Source organism: Bifidobacterium sp. 2450 (genome assembly GCF_041900695.1).
In the GTDB taxonomy this organism is placed as follows: domain Bacteria; phylum Actinomycetota; class Actinomycetes; order Actinomycetales; family Bifidobacteriaceae; genus Bifidobacterium; species Bifidobacterium longum.
Window position 1 is genome coordinate 1 of sequence record NZ_JBHEEA010000002.1, and the last position, 19,890, is coordinate 19,890.

Here is a 19,890-nt window from a genome sequence, read left to right on the forward strand (position 1 = left end):
GGTGTTTTGGCGCTTTCCTTGCGGGGGGGGGGCGCGCCGGGGGCCAGCCCGGGGCCGCGCCCCACACGTGTTTGGAAAGCTGGGACTCTATTGGTAATCGATTTATGCACGCTTACGTGCCGCGCGAATGCGGAACGCGGTGGCCAGACAGCACCAGCCAATCAGGCAGATAACCGTCATCGTGGCAAACGTCCATGTGCCGCCGACGGCAGTGGCGTGAGCAAACTCAGCGGTGCCTTCTTCTCCTGCACCGGCCTGAGCCACGGAAAGAATCGTGGAGAACAGTGCGGTACCGGCAGCGCCGCCAAACTGAAGACACGTGTTGAAAATGGCGTTGCCGTCCGGCTTGAACTCGGGAGAGACCTCCGACAGGCCACTGGTCATCACATTCGCATTGCCGATGGAATAGAACAGGCCGAAAATGAAATAGAATCCGGCGAGCAGCACGGGCGTAAGCTGCATCGAGAACACCAGCATAAGCACTGGGCCCAAAATAGCGATGCCGATCGGAATCAGAATCGGCTTGACCGCGCCGAACTTATCGTAGAACCAGCCGCCAAGCGGGGCACAGACAGCGCCGACCAGTGCGCCGGGCAGCACTAGAGAGCCGGCCACAAATGCCGTGGTGCCGAGCGAGAGCTGTGCCACATTGGTGATGACATAGCCGTAGCCGATGGCGACCAATGGCAGCAGCAGATATGCGCAGGCGTGTAACAGTACGGCGGGATCCTTGAGAATGCCAAGGCGCAGCAGCGGGGAGAAGGCACGCTTGGAACTCATGGCGAACACGATCAACAAGGCGAGGCCCACAATCAGACTGACAATGGCGATAATGCCGGAGCGTGTGGCTGACTTGCCGGACACCGCCGCACTGATGGCCATGCCACCTTGGTTGAGCGCCAGCACCAGACCGACCAGCGCGACAACAATGGACCCAAGCTGAATCGGGTCAAGATAGGCAGCCTCGGTCGGTGTCTTCTGCTCAATGCACTTCATGCCGATGCATGCTGCGATTAGCACCAGCGGAATGACGATGACGAAAATCGCGCGCCACGGCAGCACTGTGGTCACCGCGCCGCCGACGGTCGGGCCGATGGCCGGAGCCACGGTAATGACCAGCGATCCTACGCCCATCAATCGGCCGATTTTCGAACGAGGAGACTGCTCCAGAATGATGTTGATCATCAACGGCGTGGCCACGCCTGAGCCAATGCCCTGAATAATGCGGGCGGCAATCAGCAGCGGGAAGGCTTGGGCGACGATCATGATCAGCGAGCCAACGATGGCCAGAATCACAGCCGCAAGAAAAATGGTTTTCAGCGCGAATCGGCGCTTCAAAAACGAGCTGATGGGCATGGTAGCGGCCACCGCCAACAGATAAATCGTGGTAATCCATTGCACAGTGGCCGTGTCGACATGGAATTCGCGCATCAGGGCGGGGAAAAGCACGGTCATCACGGTTTCGGTCAGAATGCCAATGAAGGCAAGTGAGCCGACAGCCACAATCGCGCCGATAAGACGTGTGGGAACCTTCTCGTTATCAATATGCTGCTCAGGCATACATGCTCCTAAACGTTCGGTTGCAAGGCATGGAATGTAAGGTTTACCAACCGGCGTAGGTACCTGTGCGTGCGGATAAACCGGCAATCGTACTGCCTTGGCTGCACGCTTTGGAATCACAAAACCATCTGTGAGTGTACGGTTCGGGGCGGACGCTACGGTCGATGCGCAATGGGTTGTCCCTTGGTTTGGTGGGGTTTGATGGGGCGGGTTCGGCATTGGTCCGGCGGGGCGGGTTCGGCATTGGTCCGGTAGCAGTTCGGCATTGGTTCAGTGTGAGGAAACACGCGATAATATCCGCCCTGCCGCCTAATTTGGTGAGCCATGGGTATTGAGAACACGCATAAGCTGATTGTCAACTGCCTGCCTCTCAACGAAGGAGAACGGCGCGCTTTCGCCAAGGCGGCTCGCGATGTGCCGCAGAAATTCGTGGGCGACGAAGCGCACCGCGGCGACATGGTCTGGTCGGCCGCTGTTCCCGAGGAGCTTCGCTCCCGAGCTACCGCAGTCATCGGCAACTTTCCGGTCTCGCAGGCTTCCCAATACACCCGTCTTGAATGGTTACAGACCTTCAGCGCCGGTGTGGATGCGTACATCTGCCCGGGTGTGCTGCCTCGCGGCACCATGGTCACCAATGCGAGCGGCGCGTATGGCCAAAGCGTGTCGGAACACATGTTCGCCACCATGTGGGCATTGATGAAGAACCTCAACCGGTATGCCTCCAATCAGCGTGATCATCAGTGGCAGGATGAAGGTCCGGTATTGAGCCCGGAAGGTGGCATCGCGCTGATTATCGGCGTCGGCGACATCGGGTCGCATTTCGCTCAGCTCGCCCAATCCGTAGGTATGCGTACCTTCGGCGTGCGCCGTCATGCGGACGCGCCGGCCAAGGGCATTGAAAAGATATATGGCTTCGAGCGGCTGGAAGCGCTGTTGCCATTGGCGGACGTGGTGGCGATGGCGGTGCCGCGCTCGCCGCAGACCCATCATCTGCTGAATGCGGATCGTCTGGGTCGTCTGAAATCCACGGCCATCGTGATCAATGCCGGGCGTGGCGACGCCATCGATTCCGAGGCCTTGGCCGACGCCTTGCACAATGGACGGCTCCACGGTGTCGGATTGGACGTCACCGAGCCTGAGCCGTTGCCGGCGGAAAGTCCGTTGTGGGATGAGCCGCATTGCCTGATCACCCCGCATGTGGCCGGCGGCAATCATTTGGAAAAGACTTCCGAACACATCATCCGCATCGCCCTGACCAACGTTTCCCGCTATGCCAAACAGCAGGAACTGTTGAATCTCGTGCGATACTGATTCGCCTGTATCGGGCGGCGGGCGGCCATCGCCTGACACTGAATACAGATAAGGGGCGTATAACACCGTTGTTATACGCCCCTTATCGGGCAATCCGAAAAAGATGGTTGATAGTCAGTACCAATCAGTACTGGTTCGCGCCGATACCCTCGAACTTCACGTTGAAGCCACGCTCGTAATGCAGGAACATGCTGGCGCCATAGCGGTCGACCGGACGGTGCGTGAACAGCATACGAATGGCGAATGCGGTCTGCACGTCCTTAGGCAGCGCCAGGAATGCTTGGTGGGCGTCCCAGTACGGGTCGTACACCACGGCGGCACCGGGCACGTAGGCGTAACCGTAGCCATCCTCGTTGACGTATCCCATGAACGGCAGATCCCAGGCGTTGTGTTTGGTGAGTTGTGCCTTGAAGTCCTCGACCTCGGCCAACGCCGCGTCGCTCAGGCCGAAGCTCTTGGCCACTTCATTGGCCTTGGCTGTTTTCGAATCCGGGTCCTTGCCGAACATATCCGGGTTGACGATGATGACTTTTCCCTCCGCCATAATGTGTTCCTTTCAGCATGGTGTTCCCCAAGCAAACGCCTAGGGAAGTACTGGCATTGTTCGATTCACATGTGAATTGAACAACATGTTACCTTCTCTGTAGAAAAGGATTGTGCACTTTATTGATGTGCTGGTTCCAAAGCCTAGCATGAAAAATGGCGGATATAAGCCGTTTTGCTGGTTATTAATCTATTGGTAATACAATTGGGAAGTTATGGTAGTCTGTGATGTTTGATGTTCATATCTTGCAAAAGTGAACATGATAAATGTTTGTTTTGAGGGTGAAAACAACAAAGAAAACGGCCGTGTACATGAACTCATGTACACGGCCGGCGTGTCACATCCCGCTGCGACTGCGGCATCGAGATGATACCTGCAGAGGCGTGGTTGATCAGAGGCCCAATGAACGTGGCCCGAGGTCAGTTTCAGTCTGATAGTTCGTAGCCGTTGGCGTCTTTATGCCACGGCGAGCCGGGCTTGCTGCACAGAATGATGATGCCTTCAACCAAGCCCCAGATGGCGGCTGCGATTGGGCCAAGTCCGAGCAGAATCCAGCCGACAAGCGTCAGCAGCAGCTGAGCCACGGCCTTGCCGGTGTTGCCGAGATAGAAGTTGTGCACACCAAGTCCGCCGAGGAAGATGCCCAACAGGCCGGCAGCCAGCTTGGATTTGGACGATTGCCCCACCGGGGCGGCGGCATACGGAGCGGCGGTGTATTGCGGCTGTGCGTAGGCGTTCGGCTGCTGGTAAGCCTGTCCATAGCCGGGCTGCTGGCCGTAGCCCGCTGCGGGCTGGTCATACTGCGGCTGGCCGTACTGCGGCTGAGCGTATGCGCCGGCGGGCTGGCCGTATTGCGGCTGCTGCTGGCCGTAGCTTCCGGCGGCGGGTTGAGCGTATGCGGCGGGCTGTGGGGCGCCATAGCCCTGCGGCTGCTGTGCGGCATCTTGGCCGTACGACGGCTGTGCCGGCTGTGCAGGTTGTGCCGGCTGTGGAACACTGTCCGAACCGTACGGTTGTTGTTGATTATCAGTCATGTGGGTCTATCCCTTCTCAATCGGGAACGGCAATACCTTCTTACCGTTTCTGCACAACATCATCTCATGTTTTGCCCAATAGTAAAACCTGCCGCGCTACGATTGGGCCATGAAAAGTTTCCTGACCAGCTGGTTGATTATGACTATCGCCGCCGCCGTCATGGTCGCGGTGACTCCCGGCATGACCCCGGTGGGGGAGCCTCCGATTCTCGGCATCGCCGCGTTCGCTTTGTTCATGGCGCTGATTAATGCGTCAATCAAGCCGATTGTGCATCTGATCGCACTGCCGTTTGCGATTCTGTCTCTCGGGCTGGTCACCTTGATTATCAATTGGCTGTTCATGCGACTCGCCAGTTGGCTGGCGGTCAGTCTATTCGGCGTGGGCGTCTTCGTACACGGTTTCTGGTGGTCGGTACTGGGGTCCTTGGTCCTGACCATTGTTGCGGGAATCGTCGGGTCCATCTTGGATCAGTGACGGTGCTCGCTGGGCGAATATGAGTAATGGCGGTTGGAATTGGACTGATTCCAGCCGCCATTACTCATATCAAGCTACGGGATCGAGCGGGGCGAACGCTACTCGCGCACCAAGCGGATATGCTCCACATCGTCGCGCCGGGAGCGACGGAACAGCACGAAACGATTGCCGATGGACTGCACCACTTCGGCGTTCAGCTGCTCGGCAAGCTCGGCGGCGGCTTCCTTGGCGGTCAGGCCAGAACCGTCCTGCACGGCGCACTTGATGAGCTCGTGCTTCTCAATGGTTTCATCGGCCTGATTGACGGCCGACTCGGTCAAATCGTTCTTGCCCACATAGAACAGGGGCTTCAGCGAGTTCGCCATCGCGCGCAGCTGCTTGATTTGCTTCTTGGTCAATGCCATGGGAATTTCCTTACATCTTTCGTATAACCACACCAGCATAGCAACCGGTGCTGTCTGCGCTGTTTGCCGCCCTACAGCACGATGATGGCCGCGATGTAGACGATGACGGCAGCGGCGAATACGAGATCTCGCGCGGCGATGGTCAGGGCACGCCAGTGGGTGCGGCGGATGCCCTCCTCGTAGCAGCGGGCGTCAAGTACGAGGCTCAGATTGTCCGCGTGACGCAACGTGCCGGCGAAAATCGGCACGATAATCGCGCTCATCGCCTTGATGCGCTGGGCCAGCGAACCGGTTTCGATGGAACCGCCACGCGTGGATTGGGCGTCGACGATGGCGCGGGTTTCGTCGGTCAGCGTTGGAATGAATCGCAATGCCAGACTCATGACCAGCGCGATTTCTTGGGCATGGATACCGAGCCGGTTGAGCGGACTGATCAAGGTGGCGAAGGCGTCGGTCATGGCGGTAGGCGTGGTGGTGGTGAGGAACACCGCGCCCAGAATGATTACCAATGCGAAACGGCAGGCGTACAGCACGGCTATGGTCACGCCCTGATCGGTGATGCTCAGCGGGCCAAGCGCCACCACCGGCGTGCCGGTGCGTACCACAAACAGATTGACCACGCCCATCAGCACCAGCATGATCAGAATCGGATGAATGGATTCAAGCACCCGTAACGGGCTCAGGCGTGCCGCCGCGATAACGGCCAGGGTGATGGCGATGCCCAGCGCGAGCTGGGTTGGCGTGTTCACCGCGAACATCGTGAACATGGCGGCCAGGAAGCCCACCATCTTCACGCGCGGGTCAAGTCGGTGTATCACTGAGTGCGCAGGGCCGTTGGAGGATACGGCCGGCTCGGTGACGGTGGCCGCGACGGGGCCGCCGGCTGCGAGGGCGGCAATCGGCATACGGACCACGCGGTCGGCGATTTGCTCGGCCTCCTCCCGGTCATGGGTGATGATGAGCACGGTCACGCCACGCGGTTTGAGCGTGCGCAACAGCTCATGGATACGCTTCTTGGCTTGGGCGTCCAGACTCGCGGTCGGCTCGTCCATGATGAGCACGTCAGGATTGCAAGCCAGCACGCCGGCAATGGCTGCCAATCGTTGTTGCCCGCCGGACAGATCGAAGGGGGAGCGGTCGGCAAGATGCCCGATATGCAGCAGTTCCAGTGATTCGCGCACGCGGTCGGCTACCACGGTCTCGCCAAGCCCTTGGTTGCGTGGGCCGTACGCCACATCCTCGGCTACTGTGTCAGCGAACAGCTGATGCTCCGGATGCTGCATCACGTAACCCACATGCCGGCGCAATTGCGCCAATCGCTTGCGATTCGCCGACTTCGGGCGCGCGTTGCGACCGCGCTTGCCGGTCGAGGCCACCGGAACACCGGCCACCTCGATGCTGCCGGCGGTCGGCGCAGCCAGTGCGCACAACATGCGCACCAGCGTCGACTTGCCCGAACCATTCACGCCCATCAGTGCCACGGTTTCACCGCGCGCGATGGTGAACGACAGGTCATCGATAACCGCCCGTTTGGCCGAAGGATAGCGATAGGTCAGATGCGAGACGCGAATAATGGGGTTCGTCATATCACCGATGCCATCGGAGAGCAGCGGAAGTTCGGAGCCGTCTTCGCGCTCCCGCTGGCGGGGGCTGTCGTTCGTAGGACGACTGGGGGCGGCTTCTGTGCCGACACTACCCTCAGTCTCGCTTTGCGAGACAGCCTCCGCTAGCGGGGGTCGATTATCGACGGCTGCAGTGATACCAACGATTCGCCCGGCCTCCATGTGCACGATGCGATCGGCATGAACGGTCTCATCTGGATGATGCGTGACATGCACAATAGTGGTGCCGCGCGCCTGCAAATCATCCAAAATGCGCATAACTTCGGCGCGTGCGGATTCGTCCAGCATGGCGGTCGGCTCATCCAATACCAGCATTGCCGGGTTCATGGCCAGCATGCCGGCGATGGCGGCGCGTTGCTGCTGCCCGCCGCTCATACGGGTCGGGTCGGACTGGCGTAAGTTCGCCAACCCCACGGCCTGCAATGAATCAACGATACGCTCGCCGATGAGCTCGCGCTCCAGCCCGAGATTCTCCGGGCCAAAGGCCACGTCATCCTCCAACACGGTGGTGACCAGCTGATCCTCGGGATTCTGGAACACCATACCGATGCCGCGGCGGGCAGCACGATAGGCGTCGGCATTCGGACCGGCTGCGTACACGCGTTGCCCCAGTAACGTCACTTCACCACCGTCCGGCGCGGTCAATCCCGCAATCAGACGGGCCAACGTGGATTTGCCCGACCCGTTCGGACCGACCAAGCATAGGCGCTCGCCGGCATGGACCGTGAGCGAAACGCCATCCAAAGCCCATGAGGTGCCGCGGTCATAGCTGAAACGAATGTCCTTGAGCACGGCGGCGGGGGAGGCAGGCTCGGCGGAAGTGTGAGGTTCGGCAGAATCGTGGAACTCGTCGGCGTCGAAGGAATGGGGTGCAACGGTCATGAAACAGCAATCCGTAACTGATAGGCGAAAACGCAGAATCCCGGCAAGGGCCGGAGTTCTGCGTTCTTGTTCTTTGAGTGGTCGTTGAGTGGTCGTTAGTCGTGGCGGGCATCGGCCCGTCTCAGGCCAGTCACTGCTGCTTGGACAGCAGGTTGGAGATCGGCTTGTAGATCAGGAAGGTGATCACGGCGTGAATCGCCATCTTAGCCACGTTGAACGGCAGTAGAATCGGCAGAATCATCGCGGCCACAGCCTGGTAGGTCATGTGCGCGTAAATCGGCGTGACAATCAGGTTGCTCACCAGCGCCACCACGATGGCCAGCACCGCACCCACCAGAATGCCGATGGCGGCACCCTTGCGCGTACGGATCTTACGGTAGATGAACGCGGCCGGCGCAGACAGGAACAGCGCCACCAGCACAGCCATCAGCGAACCCCACGGATTGGCGAACATGTGCGGCACAAAGCCGAGCACAGACACGATTGCGGCGGCGGCCGGGCCATACGCAAAGCCGGCAATCAGGCAGACGATGCCAGACGGGTCGTACTTCAGCCAAGTGACCGGCGTAATCGGGAATTCAATGAAGCTGGTGACCATCGCCAGCGCCACGAACAGTGCATACATGGCGATACGGCGCGTGGACCAGCAGCCAGAATCGGCCACACCAGTGGTGTGTGAGCCGAGTTTGGCGCTGGCGCTGGCGGTGGACGCGCTGGCCGAACCCTCGACCTCGGGTGCCACAGAACGAACAACTTGCATGCGGATACGCGAAGATACGCCCATAATGAGCCCTCGTTTCTTCCATCCGGACTATACCGTTGGCTCCGGAATCTCACCGGATCAGCCGCTTGCGCGGGTCGCGGGCCTCCTGCCATCCCCGTTATGAAACCCGGGGTACAGGTTACCGCCAGTAAGGAATTGCACCTTCCCTGAAACTGACACGCTTATTCATACGCCATGCGCCGGACGTATGCAACCCGCGTTTCACTGTGCAGAAATTCGTCTTGTGCCGGTCAAGTGCAACAATGGGAGCCATGGCTGAAGTGAAGAAACCCAACAACACCATCGACAAGCTTGCCCTGATCGTCACCACCTACAAACGTCAGCAGTTGCTTGAGACACTGTTCGATTCGATTCTGGCGCTTGAGCAGGCACCGTGGCGCATTGTCATCGTGGACAATGAGCAGTCCGATCAGACGGCGGACATGGTCGCTGCGTTTGCCGGCAAGGTGACCGGCCAATGGGGCACCACCGTGGCCGACCAGTCCGGTAACGAAGAACGTGTGGTCTATGCGCCGCAGACCGAGAACCTGGGTGGTGCGGGCGGTTTCTCCGCCGGCGTGGCCAAAGCCTACGAGCTGGGTGCCGCATGGTTCTGGGTGATGGATGACGATGTGGCCGTGCTGCCGGACGCCATTGCCAAGCTGTCCAAGTGGACCGACAAGCACGAGGTGATTCAGGGATCCCGATTCGATTACGATGGCGGCCCGTTCTACTGGCAGTACGACTTCATTGTGCCGCTGGGCATTCCGAATCCGATTGCGCCCGCCGCATTTGGTCCGGCCGGGTATCGAGTGATGGACACGCTGTGCTTCGAAGGCGGCCTGTTCAACCGCCGTGTGGTTACGGAAATCGGTCTGCCGGACCCGCGCTTCTTCATCTACTGGGATGACACGATGTATGGCTACCGCGCCAGCAAGGTCACCAACCCGATTGTGGTGCCCGACGTGATCCTGCGCCGTACGCGCGAAATCGGCAACTGGGATATCGCCGGCGTGCGCCAGCTCAACTCCACATCCGACATGAACCGGTATCACATCATGCGCAACCGCGGATACATGGCCCGGTACTTCATGACCTACGGTGACTTCCGTCCGCTGGTGTTTGGACTGGGTACCGTGCTCACCGCGGCCAAGGAAGTCATTCGCCTGGTGATGGTGGATCGCGAGCACCTCAAGACCGGTTTGGTGCAGATTGCCAAGGGCTGGTGGGACTCGCGCAAGCTGATGCACGACCCCACCTGGAAGCCCATGCCGTCGCTGAAGTAGCCGTAGTAGTGGCTCCCCTCTATGGGGGGGGGAGCCACTACAGACTACTTATGAATGAACAGGCCACCGTCGCCCCAAGCCCACTGGCCTTGGCCGGCACCGATCTGGAAGCGCAGTTTGGCGATGCCCATGTCATTGAACGCGTGATGCTCATCTCCCGCACTCTGATCGATATGTGCGGCGGCGGTATCGTCGGCCGGATTATACGAGAAGGTGATCGGCTGACGGTTCATCGCGCGCGACACAGAGTCAGTCCGCCATAGACGCCGATTTTTCCTAGTATCGAAATCGCATGCATTGCCCATTGGCGGGCTTGAAAAACGATACGAATAGGGTACGTAATGACCGGCGATGATGCACACGTTTGCACAATTGGTGTGTAATGGTTTCGTGTTGAGCGTAATTCGCGTTAGACTGGGCGCAACCTTACGAACTGATGAAAACGTATGGAAAGGAAGGTCAACGATGATTGAAACTGCACAGGCTTTCGGTGTTGACATTGGCGGTTCCGGCATCAAGGCCGCACCTGTCGATCTGACCAAGGGCGATTTCGCCGAGCCACGATTGAAGATTCTCACTCCCGAGGTCTCCACGCCTCAGGCCGTGGCCAAAATCGTCAAGCAGCAGCTCGACCACTTCGAAGTGCCTGAATCCGCACCCGTTGGCATCGCCTTCCCCGCGCCGATCAAGCCCGGCCAGAAGCTCGACTTCATGGCTAACCTCGACCAGTCTTGGATTGGCGTGGATGTTACTGAAGTGTTCTCCGAAGCCTGCGGCCGGCCGGTCGTCGTGGTAAACGACGCCGACGCCGCCGGCCTGGCCGAAGTCCAGTTCGGTGCCGCCAAGGGCCAGGATGGTCTGGTCATCGCCACCACACTGGGCACCGGCATCGGCACCGCCTTGATTTACAACGGCGTGCTCATCCCGAACACCGAACTCGGACACATCATCCTGAGCGCCAAGCATCTGGACGCCGAGAAGTATGCCTCCTCCGCGATTCGCGAGAATGAGGAACTGGGCTACAAGAAGTGGGCCAAGCGTCTGACCAAGTACTACGGCCTTATGGAGAAGTACTTCAACCCGGACCTGTTCACCGTCGGCGGCGGCGTGAGCCGTCAAAGCGAAAAGTTCCTGCCGTACGTGGATATCAAGACCCCGATTGTGCCCGCCAAGCTGCGTAACCAGGCCGGCATCGTCGGTGCCGCCTACTACGCCAGCACCAAGCAGCAGTGAGCCAGTGAGCGTGGGTGTGCAGCGCTGAGCGTTGGTTTTGCAGCACTGACCCGCGAATACGCTCCAGGCCGTCCGACTAGTCGGGCGGCCTTTTGCATTGCATAGGAAAGGTATGCGACGCATTCCCCGGAATGTTGCGCAAAGTGAGCGTGTATGGAGGTCTGTGGCGACGTATTCCCGGGAATGTGCCGCGTTTGAGGGTGTGATTCGGGTCCAGAGCGACGCATTTCCGGGAATGTTGCGCGATTGAGAGCGGGACAGGGGGCACCACGCTCTATCGTGGGAGGGCATGAGCGTGCTTTTCTCTTCTCGTGTGGATATTTCTGCGCCGAATCCCATTGCGGCGGCCGAGGTGGCAGCCAAGGCAAACGGCATCGCACTCAGCAAACTCAACGATTCCAATCCGACCCGCCACGGGCTGGCACCCGAATTGGTGCCGAGCGTGTATACGGCCGACCCACGTGGACCGCGTGCGGCACGAGAAGCATTGGCCGCATTCCTCAATACGGCAAAGGTGGTAGACGCAAGCAGCCCTCAGTTGGCTTCGCCCGCTGCCAGCGAGGGCGGGAACGAGCGCCATGCCGCTTTCACCAATGCGAATACCGCCATCGAGGGCGCTGACCCGAACGCACTGTATCTGCTGAGCTCCACGTCCGAGGCGTATTCGTGGCTGATTAAGTTACTTTGCAACGCCGGCGACGCGGTGCTGGCGCCCAAACCCGGCTATCCGCTGATCGAGTCGATTGCACGGCTTGAATGCGTCGACACGGTCGAATACCAGTTGCAATTCGACGGCTCCTGGTTCATCGACATCGCCGAACTCGAGCGACTGCTCAGCGAGCCCGGTGGCGAACGCATCAGAGCATTGGTGCTCATCAACCCGAACAATCCGACTGGTTCGTACGTAAAACCAACCGAGCGTGCACGTATCGTGACATTGTGCCGTGAGCGCGGCATCGCCCTTATCGCCGATGAAGTGTTCTTCGATTACTCTCTCGAACCTTTCCCCGACAACGCACGGCTTGCGGGGGAGCGCGGCGCGCTCACCTTCGCCCTAGACGGATTCTCCAAAATGCTGGCCGCGCCGCACGCCAAAGTTGGGTGGATTCAGGTATCTGGACCCGACGAGGACGTTGCCGAGGCACAGCGTCGACTGGACGTCATCGCCGATGATTATCTGCCGATGAGTGACATCATTGCCGAACGGATTCCCGCATTATTGAACGCCGCGCCCGCACAGACCAGACGGGTGGGGGAACGTGTGCGCAATAACCTGGCCAAGTTGCACGAGTTGCTTGACGCCGATCCCAACGGGCTGGTCAGCGTGCTACGGGCCGAAGGCGGCTGGAACGTGCTGCTACGAGTGCCTTCAGTCATCGATGAGAACGAGCTGGTGTTGCGGCTAATTGACGAGCACCAACTCACCGGACAGCCCGGCTACTTCTTCGACATGACTTCCAATGGATACCTGGCCGTTTCCCTGCTACCCGAACCGGACGAATTCGAGCGTGGCATCCGCGCCGTGCTCAATACCGTCGCCGCTTTGCTGCGATAGGCCGGTGTTTGCCGGCACCGCACATGTACTCCACGTACAATAGCGGCATGGGATTCTTGTTTAGACCGAAAGAACTGCCACGCCCGGCATCGCTGACGTTCGCTTTGGATCAGGCCGGGCATACGTATGATGATGGGCACGTGGGACTTGCTCCCACGGACATCACCATCAGCGAGCGGCGGGTGGCCGTGATCGGACTGAACGGCGCAGGCAAATCCACATTGCTGGGTCTGCTGGACGGTTCGTTGAAGGCCAACGCCGGCACGGTGACCATTGCGGGCGGTGAGGAACGTCTTGACCCGGCTGTGAAGAAGGACGCGAAGCGCATCGATAATCTGGTCGGCAAGGTACGACGCGAGGAGATTCCGAACAGCTTTTACCAAGCGGCGAATATTTCCGAGGCTGTTTCCGAAGCGCTGAAAAAGCACAAGGTGCCCGAGTCAGAACGTCATGCGCGCATCGGCAATCTGTTCGCGCATTTTGATTTGGCGCAGGTCTCCAAGGCCAAGGCCAGCGAACTGGACTCCGAGAAACGGCACCTGCTGGCTATTGCGGCCGCGCTGAGCTTTGAGCCGAGTGCGATTGTGGCGGATGAGCCGAGCAAGGGATTGGATGAGATTGGCACCGCGCATGTGGCCAAGGCGTTGTTCAGCTACAACAAGCAGGTGATTTTCGCCACGCATGACACGGATATGATCCGCCGGCCCGAATACGCCATCGACCGCGTACTGGTGCTGGACGAGCACGCGGTCGCGTTTGACGGAGCGCCGGCTGAGGCTGTGGCGTTTTATGAGGATCTGATTCGCCGCAAGTATGAGGCTGCGAAGCGGTAGCAGATAGGAATCGGCCGTTGGGGGATTGGCATCGGCCTCAGGCCGATGCCAAGGCTCACGCGAAGTAGAAGCCGCGGAAGCCGTACTGGTAGACGCGGTAGATGTATCCCGAACTGAGCACCATCTTGACCAGCTTGCCTAGACGGTTCATGCCGACGAAATGCTTGGTGGAGGCGGAGAACCACATGATACCGTCATTGTCGAACAGCAGACGGTGCGAGCGGTAGTAGAGCACCGGGATTTCGCCGCGAATCACACCGTTCGCGTCATAGTAGTACATGAAATTCTGCTCGTTGGAATCATTGCCGAGAATCGCGTACAGGCCATTGCCGAGCGGTCCGGTCCTATAGCAGGGTGAACCAAGACTGAACCTGATGCCAGAGCGTCGGATTGTTGTCGATCATCGAATCGCTGCGCGACTGCACGAAGCAACTTAGTATGGCTATGCCCAGCGCCCACAATACGGCCAGCACCACGACCCAGCGCATCAGCCAACGCCACGGAGTGACGCGGGCGATGCCATCGCCTGAAACGGCGTCGTTGGCCCCCGCCAATGAGCGGCTCGGTTCGCGCCCATTGACCAGCCACAGTAGCCCCGGTATGGACGCCAGCGAGATCAGCCAGCCGAAATCGGCGGAATACCGCCATCCCAAACCGCCGACGTGGCTGTCGAATACGACCAGCACCGCCGCCACGGCCAAGCAAGACATCAGCCATGGCCGCATGCCGCGCGTCTCCAATCTGCGCAGCAGGGGCAGCGCCAAAGCCATCAAGGTCAGTGGCGTGGCCGTGAAAATCGCGCCGACCATCACCTCGTAATAGCCCCATTGCGGCATCGGGGCGGGAGAGCCCGCCAGCCACGGGAAACGTTCCATGAAGCGCAGCGGCAGGAACAGGTAATACCAGATGTTGGCGGGCATATCCGCGGACGGGGTGGTATGCCGGGTCATATCGGATATGGAGAACTGATACGCATTGCCGAAATTGAACGGGGAATCGAACCGAACCATGTTCCACGCCATCAGAGGCGTCACGACGAGAATAGCGGGGATGATTACCGCCAGCGGCGCGCGCAACGCCTGCAACGGCTTGATACGGCGTGTGCGCAGACCGGTGCCCAGCGCGCGAATCTGCGGCCAGAACAGGGGGAACGCAAGCAATGCGGTCAAGGTGAACGTCGGCCGGCATCCGAAATTCGCCGCAATGCACAAGGCACCCAAGGCCAGTCGCGGCAGGGAGAGAGGCTTGGCATCGCCCGCCTGCCATCGGTCCGATGGCCTCAGCGGACGGCGGGACGTGTCCGCGCCGAGCCATAGCCATAGTCCCAGCGACGTCAACGTCAGCGATGCGGCGAATGGTATCTGATAGAAGTTCGTGCGATACAGCAAATACCCCACTTGCGCGCTCACCAACGATGAGACCACTACTAACGACGCGGCCGCCACCGAAGTCTTCGGCATCACGCGATGGATGACGCGCAGCGCCAGCAAGGAGAAGAAGATGATGAACAGCAGCACGAGAATATACTCGGCGGCGGATGTCGGCAGATTATGACCGGTCAGCAGACGATAGGGGACGAACAGCAGCACTGCGGGCAACACGCCAAAATAGGAATACCAGTGACCGTCATAATACGCGTAATCCCAATAGAGCGGACTGGCTCCATTGGCGAGTAGCTGGGCACGTGTGGCTACGTCATAGGGGTGCTCGGTGGCGGCCAGTTGTTCGGGAACCGGCAAGTCGAGCCAGGGCCGGCCGGCGACCAGCGCATCGGCCACATGCCCATACTGGTCGAAATCATAGGTGTAATCGCCGGAAACGTGGGAGACGAGCGGAGACGCGTACCACAGTTCGTGGATGATGGATGCGCCGATAAGCAGGGTAGGAATCGCCATAAGCCCCACGAAAGCAAGTCGTTGCCGAGTGCTGGACGGGTCAAGCGTGATACGCCACAGGCGCGATCCCGGCCTCCAGACGGCAATCATCAGCAACACCAAGGCCATGGCGAGCACGCGCATCCAATTGATGACGAACGGTACGCGCACGTTGGCGCGGGCGTCGGTGACCGGTACGATCGCGCCGCGCTCTTCCTGAATCCAAATACGTACGATGCCGGCACCCGGCGCCTTGACATAATAGCTGCGAATAGCGTCGGGATTCATCGACTGGGCCTGGCCGGTGATGCCATCGACATCCGCGCGCACATGGATGGTCGCCAGCGGTTTGAAGACTTCCTTATCGTCGTTCGCTTCGGATTCGGCCTCGGCCTGCTCACGGGCCTTATCGATGACCTTGCTGCTCGCGGTATCGATGCGTAGGTAATCCGACGTGCCGTCCGCGGTCAGTTCAAGATAGGCCCTGGTCGGATCGGTGACGGTCAACATGCCATCATTCCGGCGCGTGAGACCCGAACCCAGCGTGTTATGCACGGCGTTCGTATCCGTGCTCGCTCCGAGCGTACGCCAGAACGGCAGGTTGAACACGATGCACTCCATGGCGGCGATGGCGGCGACGGCGGCCAGCAAGGCGATCAGCAGACGCACCAAACGCAGCCGGTGCCGGATATCCGGGCGGCTGGGCAGGTGCCGTTCATGATTCGACGGCATCGGACAGTCTGCGCGAGTGTGGTCTATGGAATGCACGCATTTATTCTATAGATTTTATTCGGGCTTGATGTCGGGCAAACAAGAGATAATGTGAATCATGCCAAAACGTACATCGGACCATGGGAAGCACAACCGCACGCCACTGCTGGGCGGACTGAAGGATTCGATGAACGCGCTCGCGGCCGATCTGGGACTGTCCAAGCCGAAGAAGCACGATACGAATCCGTTCGGCGATGCCTTACGGGAGACCAGTGAGCGTAAAGGCGGCATTATCGACGAACTGACTCGCCATGCAGTGGCGCTGAGTCCTGTAATCAAGCGACGCACCTTCCCCGAATTGGAGAACGTGCCGGAAAGGCTGGTGCTTGGATGGGCGCAGCTGCCCTCCACCAGAGGCCGTGGCTTTTCGCTTGGCATTTTCCCCGACCGCGATCATTTTGCGCAGGTGGCGTTCGCCGATACGCATGGCCGCGTATTCGTGGGCACCGACCCCAACGTGGACGTGCAGGATATGCAGGCGCGATTCATGTTCGGCAAGGAAAAAGAAGTGACATTGCCGGACGGTGAGCGGCTGGGCGAAAGCGACGAGCCGCGTTCACGTTCCGGTTTCTCCCGTGCAGACCGTGGTCTGGGAAGTGCGCTGCATCATGGGCGTGGTTTGGGGCGTGGCCTTGGTCATGGTGCTGACGGTGTGAAGGCCATTACCGGTGGCGTGGTGGGGCGCGACGACACCGGACGCATGACGTGGCTCGCCTCATGGCTCAAGGCCGGCAACCGGTACACGCTTGAGCAGATGCGTGCCAATCTGCCGCCTGCGATGCGTCATGATTTGGAATACCGCGATGCCATTACCATCGCGTTCTTCGCCACGTATATGTTGCCGCAGATCAATGGTCTGCTCATCGGATTCGGTTCCGGCAATATCTTCCGCCGTCTCAACCGTGAGGCGCCAATCGGTGCGATTCGCCGTTCGGTGCGTGACACTTTGGCGGCACGTGCCCACGGCATGCGGGCCTCCGGTCTGGAGGATCATTTCGCCGATCTGATGCGCGAAGCCGGCGCTCTCGACACCACGCCGGGACTGGAAGCGGTGCATGGCGCCGAACCGTTGCACCTGTACACCTCGACGTATTCGAGCGGCTATTTCTTTACGTGGGATAAGTCCTTGGCATTCGGGCAGGCGCTGAAATCCTTGAAGATCGAAGGCAACCTCAACCGATTCGCTGCGGTGAGCGCTTGGTTGGAGCGCAACGCTTCCTTGGGACGCAACCCTACGGAAGATACGGTGACCCGTGCCGAGGCCGCGCAAATCGACATGAAACTCATCGAAAACCCTGCGATTATGGCGCTTGACCCGTATGATGGCGAGCAGGAGCGTCGGGCCGTGCTGAGCCTGGTCGATATCGCCGCACGCACGGCTGGACAGATTCGCAGTGAATTCCCCGATCCTCGAGATGTGCTGACCCAGCAGAACGTGCCGGATTCGGGTGTGACGAATGCTGCGGGCGCTGAAAGTACTGAGAGTGCTGAGGGTGCTGAGAGTGCTGAGAGTGCTGTAGAGCGGACCGATAAGAGCGACACCAACACTCAAGCCGCTCGGCCTTCGTATTCGCCGGCGAGGAGCGACGAATGGGTGTATCGTCAGACCCTCTCCTCACTGTTGCGCCGGTTACGGTTGCCGTATCGGTTTGACGTGGAGTTCCGGTCGCGCTTGGATTCGGGTGAAGTGGCCATTGGCTTCACCACCGCCGGCACCTCGATGATGCCCGATAGCCGGTATGACACCACTCGACGTACGTGGCGTGCGCTGAGCAGCGCCGAACGCGCGTCGATGAGCGCCGCCTACAACCTGCGTGTCGGCCTGATGATGGCCGCGCTAAGTTTCGGCACCAGCGAATCCGTGCGCCAGATGTCGTTGCACATCGATTCCATTGGTCTTGAAGAGGCGATTGCCGAACAGGATTCCGCCATCGAGGCGATGATGAGCGAGGCTTTAAGCGCTTTTGAACATCTGCGCAGTGGCGATTTGGGGCGTGTGGGTTCCAAAGCCGATCCCAAAGATGGTGATTTCCATGGCGACCCGACCCGCCCCATCACTCATGAGGAGACGTTCGGACAGACGGCATCCGGTGACGAACGCGGCACGGCCGGGGGAACCGGCAACGGTACCGGACCGTCTGCGGATGCTACGGATCAGGCCGCGGCCGAATCCGCTGACGCCGATGGCGCCGCGTCCATCGATTCGCAGTTCGAAGACCTGATGAAGGGCGTCGATATCGACGAAATGGCGTTCGGCATGCCGGACGATACCGGCGCAGGCGACGACTTGGGCGGTATCGGCGGCGAGGGCGTCGGCACTGACGGTGCTGATGGGGCCGTCGGCATGGACGATGATCCGATGAGCGTGCTGCGCCGCAATCCCACCGTGCGCAATATGGTCACCGTCACCTTCACCCGTGATGCCTTCCTCAAGCGACTGGACACCGCTGGGCTTGACAATCCCGAGGAAACCTACCGCATGTTCGGTGCCGTGATGGACGTGGACGGCGAAGGTGGTCTGAAACCCATCAGCGCCGACTTCGACTTGGCGGACAGCCGGTTCTCTCCCACCGGGTCCCAGGAGGAGCCCGAACTGGCCGACCGTCAATTCAGCCCGGCGACTGCTCACGTGCTGGGCGCACAGGTCAGTTCCGGACTGGCTATCCAGCGAGTGGACCTGCTGCAGCATGGCGTCAACGAATTCCACGATATCGCCAGGAACACGTCGCTCGGCTCCGTGGAAAAGGCCCAGCGAGCCATGCAGGTCATCGAATCGATATGCGATCCCGAACTGACCGGCTTGGCCTCTCAGGTCACCAGTGCGTTGATCGATGGCAAGGACACACCGGACTTCACGTTCACGCTTGCCGACGATCTTGACAAGGAGCGTCTGCGCGCCCGAGACATGCTGTTCTCGGGCCAAGCCGATCAGGCCATCGAAGCGGCCGAAGCGGCCGTGGCCCATTTGGATCACGTGTATGCGGCAGGCCATGGCGTACCTCGATACTTCAACTCCTATGCCGAGCGCGTGGTCTACAACCGGCTGTTCGCCACATTGGACGAGCGTACGGTGCTTATCCCGGACAATCTGTTCTACGCGCACATGGAGCTGGCTGACGTGTTGAGTCAGATCAAGGGTGCCGAGGCGGCTATCCCGCATCTCAACCGTATGGTGGCGTACGCGCCCGCCTACCCGCTCTCACATCTGAAGCTCGCCATCCAACTGGCACGCAACGAGGATTGGGATTCGGCACGCGCCGCCTGCCTGAATACTCTGCGCGTGGCCTTGGACCGCGACGATGCTGCGTTCGCCTACTACCGGTTTGCCTACGCCGAATGGATGCTTGACCGGTTCGATACAGCCGCCGCAGCCTACATTATGAGCGATCACATCGCTCCCGGGGCCATTGGTTCGCTGGAAAGTGAACTGCAGGAACTGGTTTCCCGTGCGGACTCGCAGTGCATACCGGTGCCTGAATCGGTGGAGGCCGCCGCCCATGTGCTTGCCACGCATGATCTGCCGGTCTGGCCGCATATCGAAGTGGCTGACATCGTGCGTGACGCCGCTCGCGTGTGCGTGGATGAGGGCATGTTCGTGCCGGCCCGCACGCTCTCGGTGGCTGTGGCCCGAATGAATGACGGCGAAGGCGATAACATCGACATCATCCAAGCCCAGTTCCTGCGCTCGCTATCCGCGTAGCCGCCTGAGGGGAGTTGACGGTATAGCCGGCCGAGGGGAGCCG

14 protein-coding genes, 2 pseudogenes and 1 riboswitch are annotated in these 19,890 nt (G+C 60.0%); of the genes and pseudogenes, 7 read left to right on the top strand and 9 right to left on the bottom strand.

The features are described from left to right. Window positions 1-102: 102 nt before the first annotated feature. Entirely contained in the window at window positions 103-1,560 is a 1,458-nt protein-coding gene (locus tag ACEUKI_RS00565; RefSeq protein WP_144169639.1) for an MFS transporter, read from the bottom strand. Window positions 1,561-1,884: 324 nt separating this feature from the next. Between ACEUKI_RS00565 and ACEUKI_RS00570 the strand changes: the two genes are divergently transcribed. Then, the gene (locus ACEUKI_RS00570) at window positions 1,885-2,871 is read left to right on the top strand and encodes a D-2-hydroxyacid dehydrogenase (RefSeq protein WP_186289909.1); all 987 of its coding nucleotides are present in this window, start codon (window positions 1,885-1,887) and stop codon (window positions 2,869-2,871) included. A gap of 124 nt (window positions 2,872-2,995) precedes the next feature. On the opposite strand, the gene ACEUKI_RS00575 is transcribed toward ACEUKI_RS00570, so the two are convergent. Next, window positions 2,996-3,415 carry a glycerophosphodiester phosphodiesterase gene (locus ACEUKI_RS00575; protein ID WP_186289908.1) on the bottom strand — a complete coding sequence of 140 codons (420 nt, stop codon included), beginning with the start codon at window positions 3,413-3,415 and terminating at the stop codon, window positions 2,996-2,998. Between the two features lie 425 nt (window positions 3,416-3,840). Beyond that, complete coding sequence (locus ACEUKI_RS00580) at window positions 3,841-4,449, bottom strand: TM2 domain-containing protein (RefSeq protein WP_374156352.1); 609 nt, start codon at window positions 4,447-4,449, stop codon at window positions 3,841-3,843. Between the two features lie 109 nt (window positions 4,450-4,558). On the opposite strand from ACEUKI_RS00580, the gene ACEUKI_RS00585 reads away from it, so the two are divergent. Then, window positions 4,559-4,924 (top strand): phage holin family protein, encoded by a 366-nt coding sequence (locus ACEUKI_RS00585; protein ID WP_013141089.1) that lies wholly within the window; start codon window positions 4,559-4,561, stop codon window positions 4,922-4,924. 98 nt (window positions 4,925-5,022) lie between these two features. Here the strand turns inward: ACEUKI_RS00585 and ACEUKI_RS00590 are convergent, their stop codons facing one another. From ACEUKI_RS00590 to ACEUKI_RS00600, 3 genes are all read right to left on the bottom strand, one after another. Beyond that, window positions 5,023-5,328 (bottom strand): YhbY family RNA-binding protein, encoded by a 306-nt coding sequence (locus tag ACEUKI_RS00590; protein WP_007053232.1) that lies wholly within the window; start codon window positions 5,326-5,328, stop codon window positions 5,023-5,025. Between the two features lie 71 nt (window positions 5,329-5,399). Further along, window positions 5,400-7,832, bottom strand: coding sequence for an energy-coupling factor transporter ATPase (locus ACEUKI_RS00595; protein ID WP_144169636.1), 2,433 nt, complete (start codon window positions 7,830-7,832; stop codon window positions 5,400-5,402). A 130-nt stretch (window positions 7,833-7,962) separates the two neighbouring features. Then, complete coding sequence (locus ACEUKI_RS00600; RefSeq protein ID WP_115770460.1) at window positions 7,963-8,616, bottom strand: ECF transporter S component; 654 nt, start codon at window positions 8,614-8,616, stop codon at window positions 7,963-7,965. 6 nt (window positions 8,617-8,622) lie between these two features. Next, window positions 8,623-8,774, bottom strand: a riboswitch (FMN riboswitch). A gap of 84 nt (window positions 8,775-8,858) precedes the next feature. Between ACEUKI_RS00600 and ACEUKI_RS00605 the strand changes: the two genes are divergently transcribed. After that, complete coding sequence (locus tag ACEUKI_RS00605; RefSeq protein WP_007054002.1) at window positions 8,859-9,881, top strand: glycosyltransferase family 2 protein; 1,023 nt, start codon at window positions 8,859-8,861, stop codon at window positions 9,879-9,881. Window positions 9,882-9,925: 44 nt separating this feature from the next. Here the strand turns inward: ACEUKI_RS00605 and ACEUKI_RS00610 are convergent. Further along, window positions 9,926-10,117 (bottom strand): annotated as a pseudogene (locus ACEUKI_RS00610) (nitroreductase); the annotation flags it as partial. A gap of 229 nt (window positions 10,118-10,346) precedes the next feature. Here ACEUKI_RS00610 and ppgK point away from each other — a divergent pair. The 3 genes from ppgK (at window position 10,347) to ACEUKI_RS00625 (ending at window position 13,502) form a co-directional block, all read left to right on the top strand. Next, complete coding sequence (ppgK, locus tag ACEUKI_RS00615; protein WP_007053237.1) at window positions 10,347-11,114, top strand: polyphosphate--glucose phosphotransferase; 768 nt, start codon at window positions 10,347-10,349, stop codon at window positions 11,112-11,114. 289 nt (window positions 11,115-11,403) lie between these two features. Further along, window positions 11,404-12,669 carry a pyridoxal phosphate-dependent aminotransferase gene (locus tag ACEUKI_RS00620; protein WP_186289907.1) on the top strand — a complete coding sequence of 422 codons (1,266 nt, stop codon included), beginning with the start codon at window positions 11,404-11,406 and terminating at the stop codon, window positions 12,667-12,669. Between the two features lie 47 nt (window positions 12,670-12,716). Further along, complete coding sequence (locus ACEUKI_RS00625; RefSeq protein ID WP_181896242.1) at window positions 12,717-13,502, top strand: ATP-binding cassette domain-containing protein; 786 nt, start codon at window positions 12,717-12,719, stop codon at window positions 13,500-13,502. 100 nt (window positions 13,503-13,602) lie between these two features. On the opposite strand, the pseudogene ACEUKI_RS00630 reads toward ACEUKI_RS00625, so the two are convergent. Both ACEUKI_RS00630 and ACEUKI_RS00635 read right to left on the bottom strand, forming a co-directional pair. Next, window positions 13,603-13,836, bottom strand: a pseudogene (locus tag ACEUKI_RS00630) (aryl-sulfate sulfotransferase); the annotation flags it as partial. Between the two features lie 10 nt (window positions 13,837-13,846). Continuing rightward, window positions 13,847-16,108, bottom strand: a complete 2,262-nt coding sequence (locus ACEUKI_RS00635) for a hypothetical protein (protein WP_186289906.1) — start codon at window positions 16,106-16,108, stop codon at window positions 13,847-13,849. 97 nt (window positions 16,109-16,205) lie between these two features. On the opposite strand from ACEUKI_RS00635, the gene ACEUKI_RS00640 reads away from it, so the two are divergent. After that, entirely contained in the window at window positions 16,206-19,847 is a 3,642-nt protein-coding gene (locus ACEUKI_RS00640) for a M48 family metallopeptidase (protein WP_186289905.1), read from the top strand. The last annotated feature ends 43 nt before the right edge of the window (window positions 19,848-19,890 follow it).

Excerpts from the sequence above, each read along its gene's own strand:
- ACEUKI_RS00595 (WP_144169636.1), bottom strand. The coding sequence starts at position 7,832 with ATGACCGTTGCACCCCATTCCTTCGACGCCGACGAGTTCCACGATTCT.
- ACEUKI_RS00570 (WP_186289909.1), top strand. The coding sequence starts at position 1,885 with ATGGGTATTGAGAACACGCATAAGCTGATTGTCAACTGCCTGCCTCTC.
- ACEUKI_RS00600 (WP_115770460.1), bottom strand. The coding sequence starts at position 8,616 with ATGGGCGTATCTTCGCGTATCCGCATGCAAGTTGTTCGTTCTGTGGCA.
- ACEUKI_RS00640 (WP_186289905.1), top strand. The coding sequence starts at position 16,206 with ATGCCAAAACGTACATCGGACCATGGGAAGCACAACCGCACGCCACTG.
- ACEUKI_RS00625 (WP_181896242.1), top strand. The coding sequence starts at position 12,717 with ATGGGATTCTTGTTTAGACCGAAAGAACTGCCACGCCCGGCATCGCTG.
- ACEUKI_RS00585 (WP_013141089.1), top strand. The coding sequence starts at position 4,559 with ATGAAAAGTTTCCTGACCAGCTGGTTGATTATGACTATCGCCGCCGCC.
- ACEUKI_RS00590 (WP_007053232.1), bottom strand. The coding sequence starts at position 5,328 with ATGGCATTGACCAAGAAGCAAATCAAGCAGCTGCGCGCGATGGCGAAC.
- ACEUKI_RS00565 (WP_144169639.1), bottom strand. The coding sequence starts at position 1,560 with ATGCCTGAGCAGCATATTGATAACGAGAAGGTTCCCACACGTCTTATC.
- ppgK (WP_007053237.1), top strand. The coding sequence starts at position 10,347 with ATGATTGAAACTGCACAGGCTTTCGGTGTTGACATTGGCGGTTCCGGC.
- ACEUKI_RS00620 (WP_186289907.1), top strand. The coding sequence starts at position 11,404 with ATGAGCGTGCTTTTCTCTTCTCGTGTGGATATTTCTGCGCCGAATCCC.
- ACEUKI_RS00635 (WP_186289906.1), bottom strand. The coding sequence starts at position 16,108 with ATGCCGTCGAATCATGAACGGCACCTGCCCAGCCGCCCGGATATCCGG.
- ACEUKI_RS00580 (WP_374156352.1), bottom strand. The coding sequence starts at position 4,449 with ATGACTGATAATCAACAACAACCGTACGGTTCGGACAGTGTTCCACAG.
- ACEUKI_RS00575 (WP_186289908.1), bottom strand. The coding sequence starts at position 3,415 with ATGGCGGAGGGAAAAGTCATCATCGTCAACCCGGATATGTTCGGCAAG.
- ACEUKI_RS00605 (WP_007054002.1), top strand. The coding sequence starts at position 8,859 with ATGGGAGCCATGGCTGAAGTGAAGAAACCCAACAACACCATCGACAAG.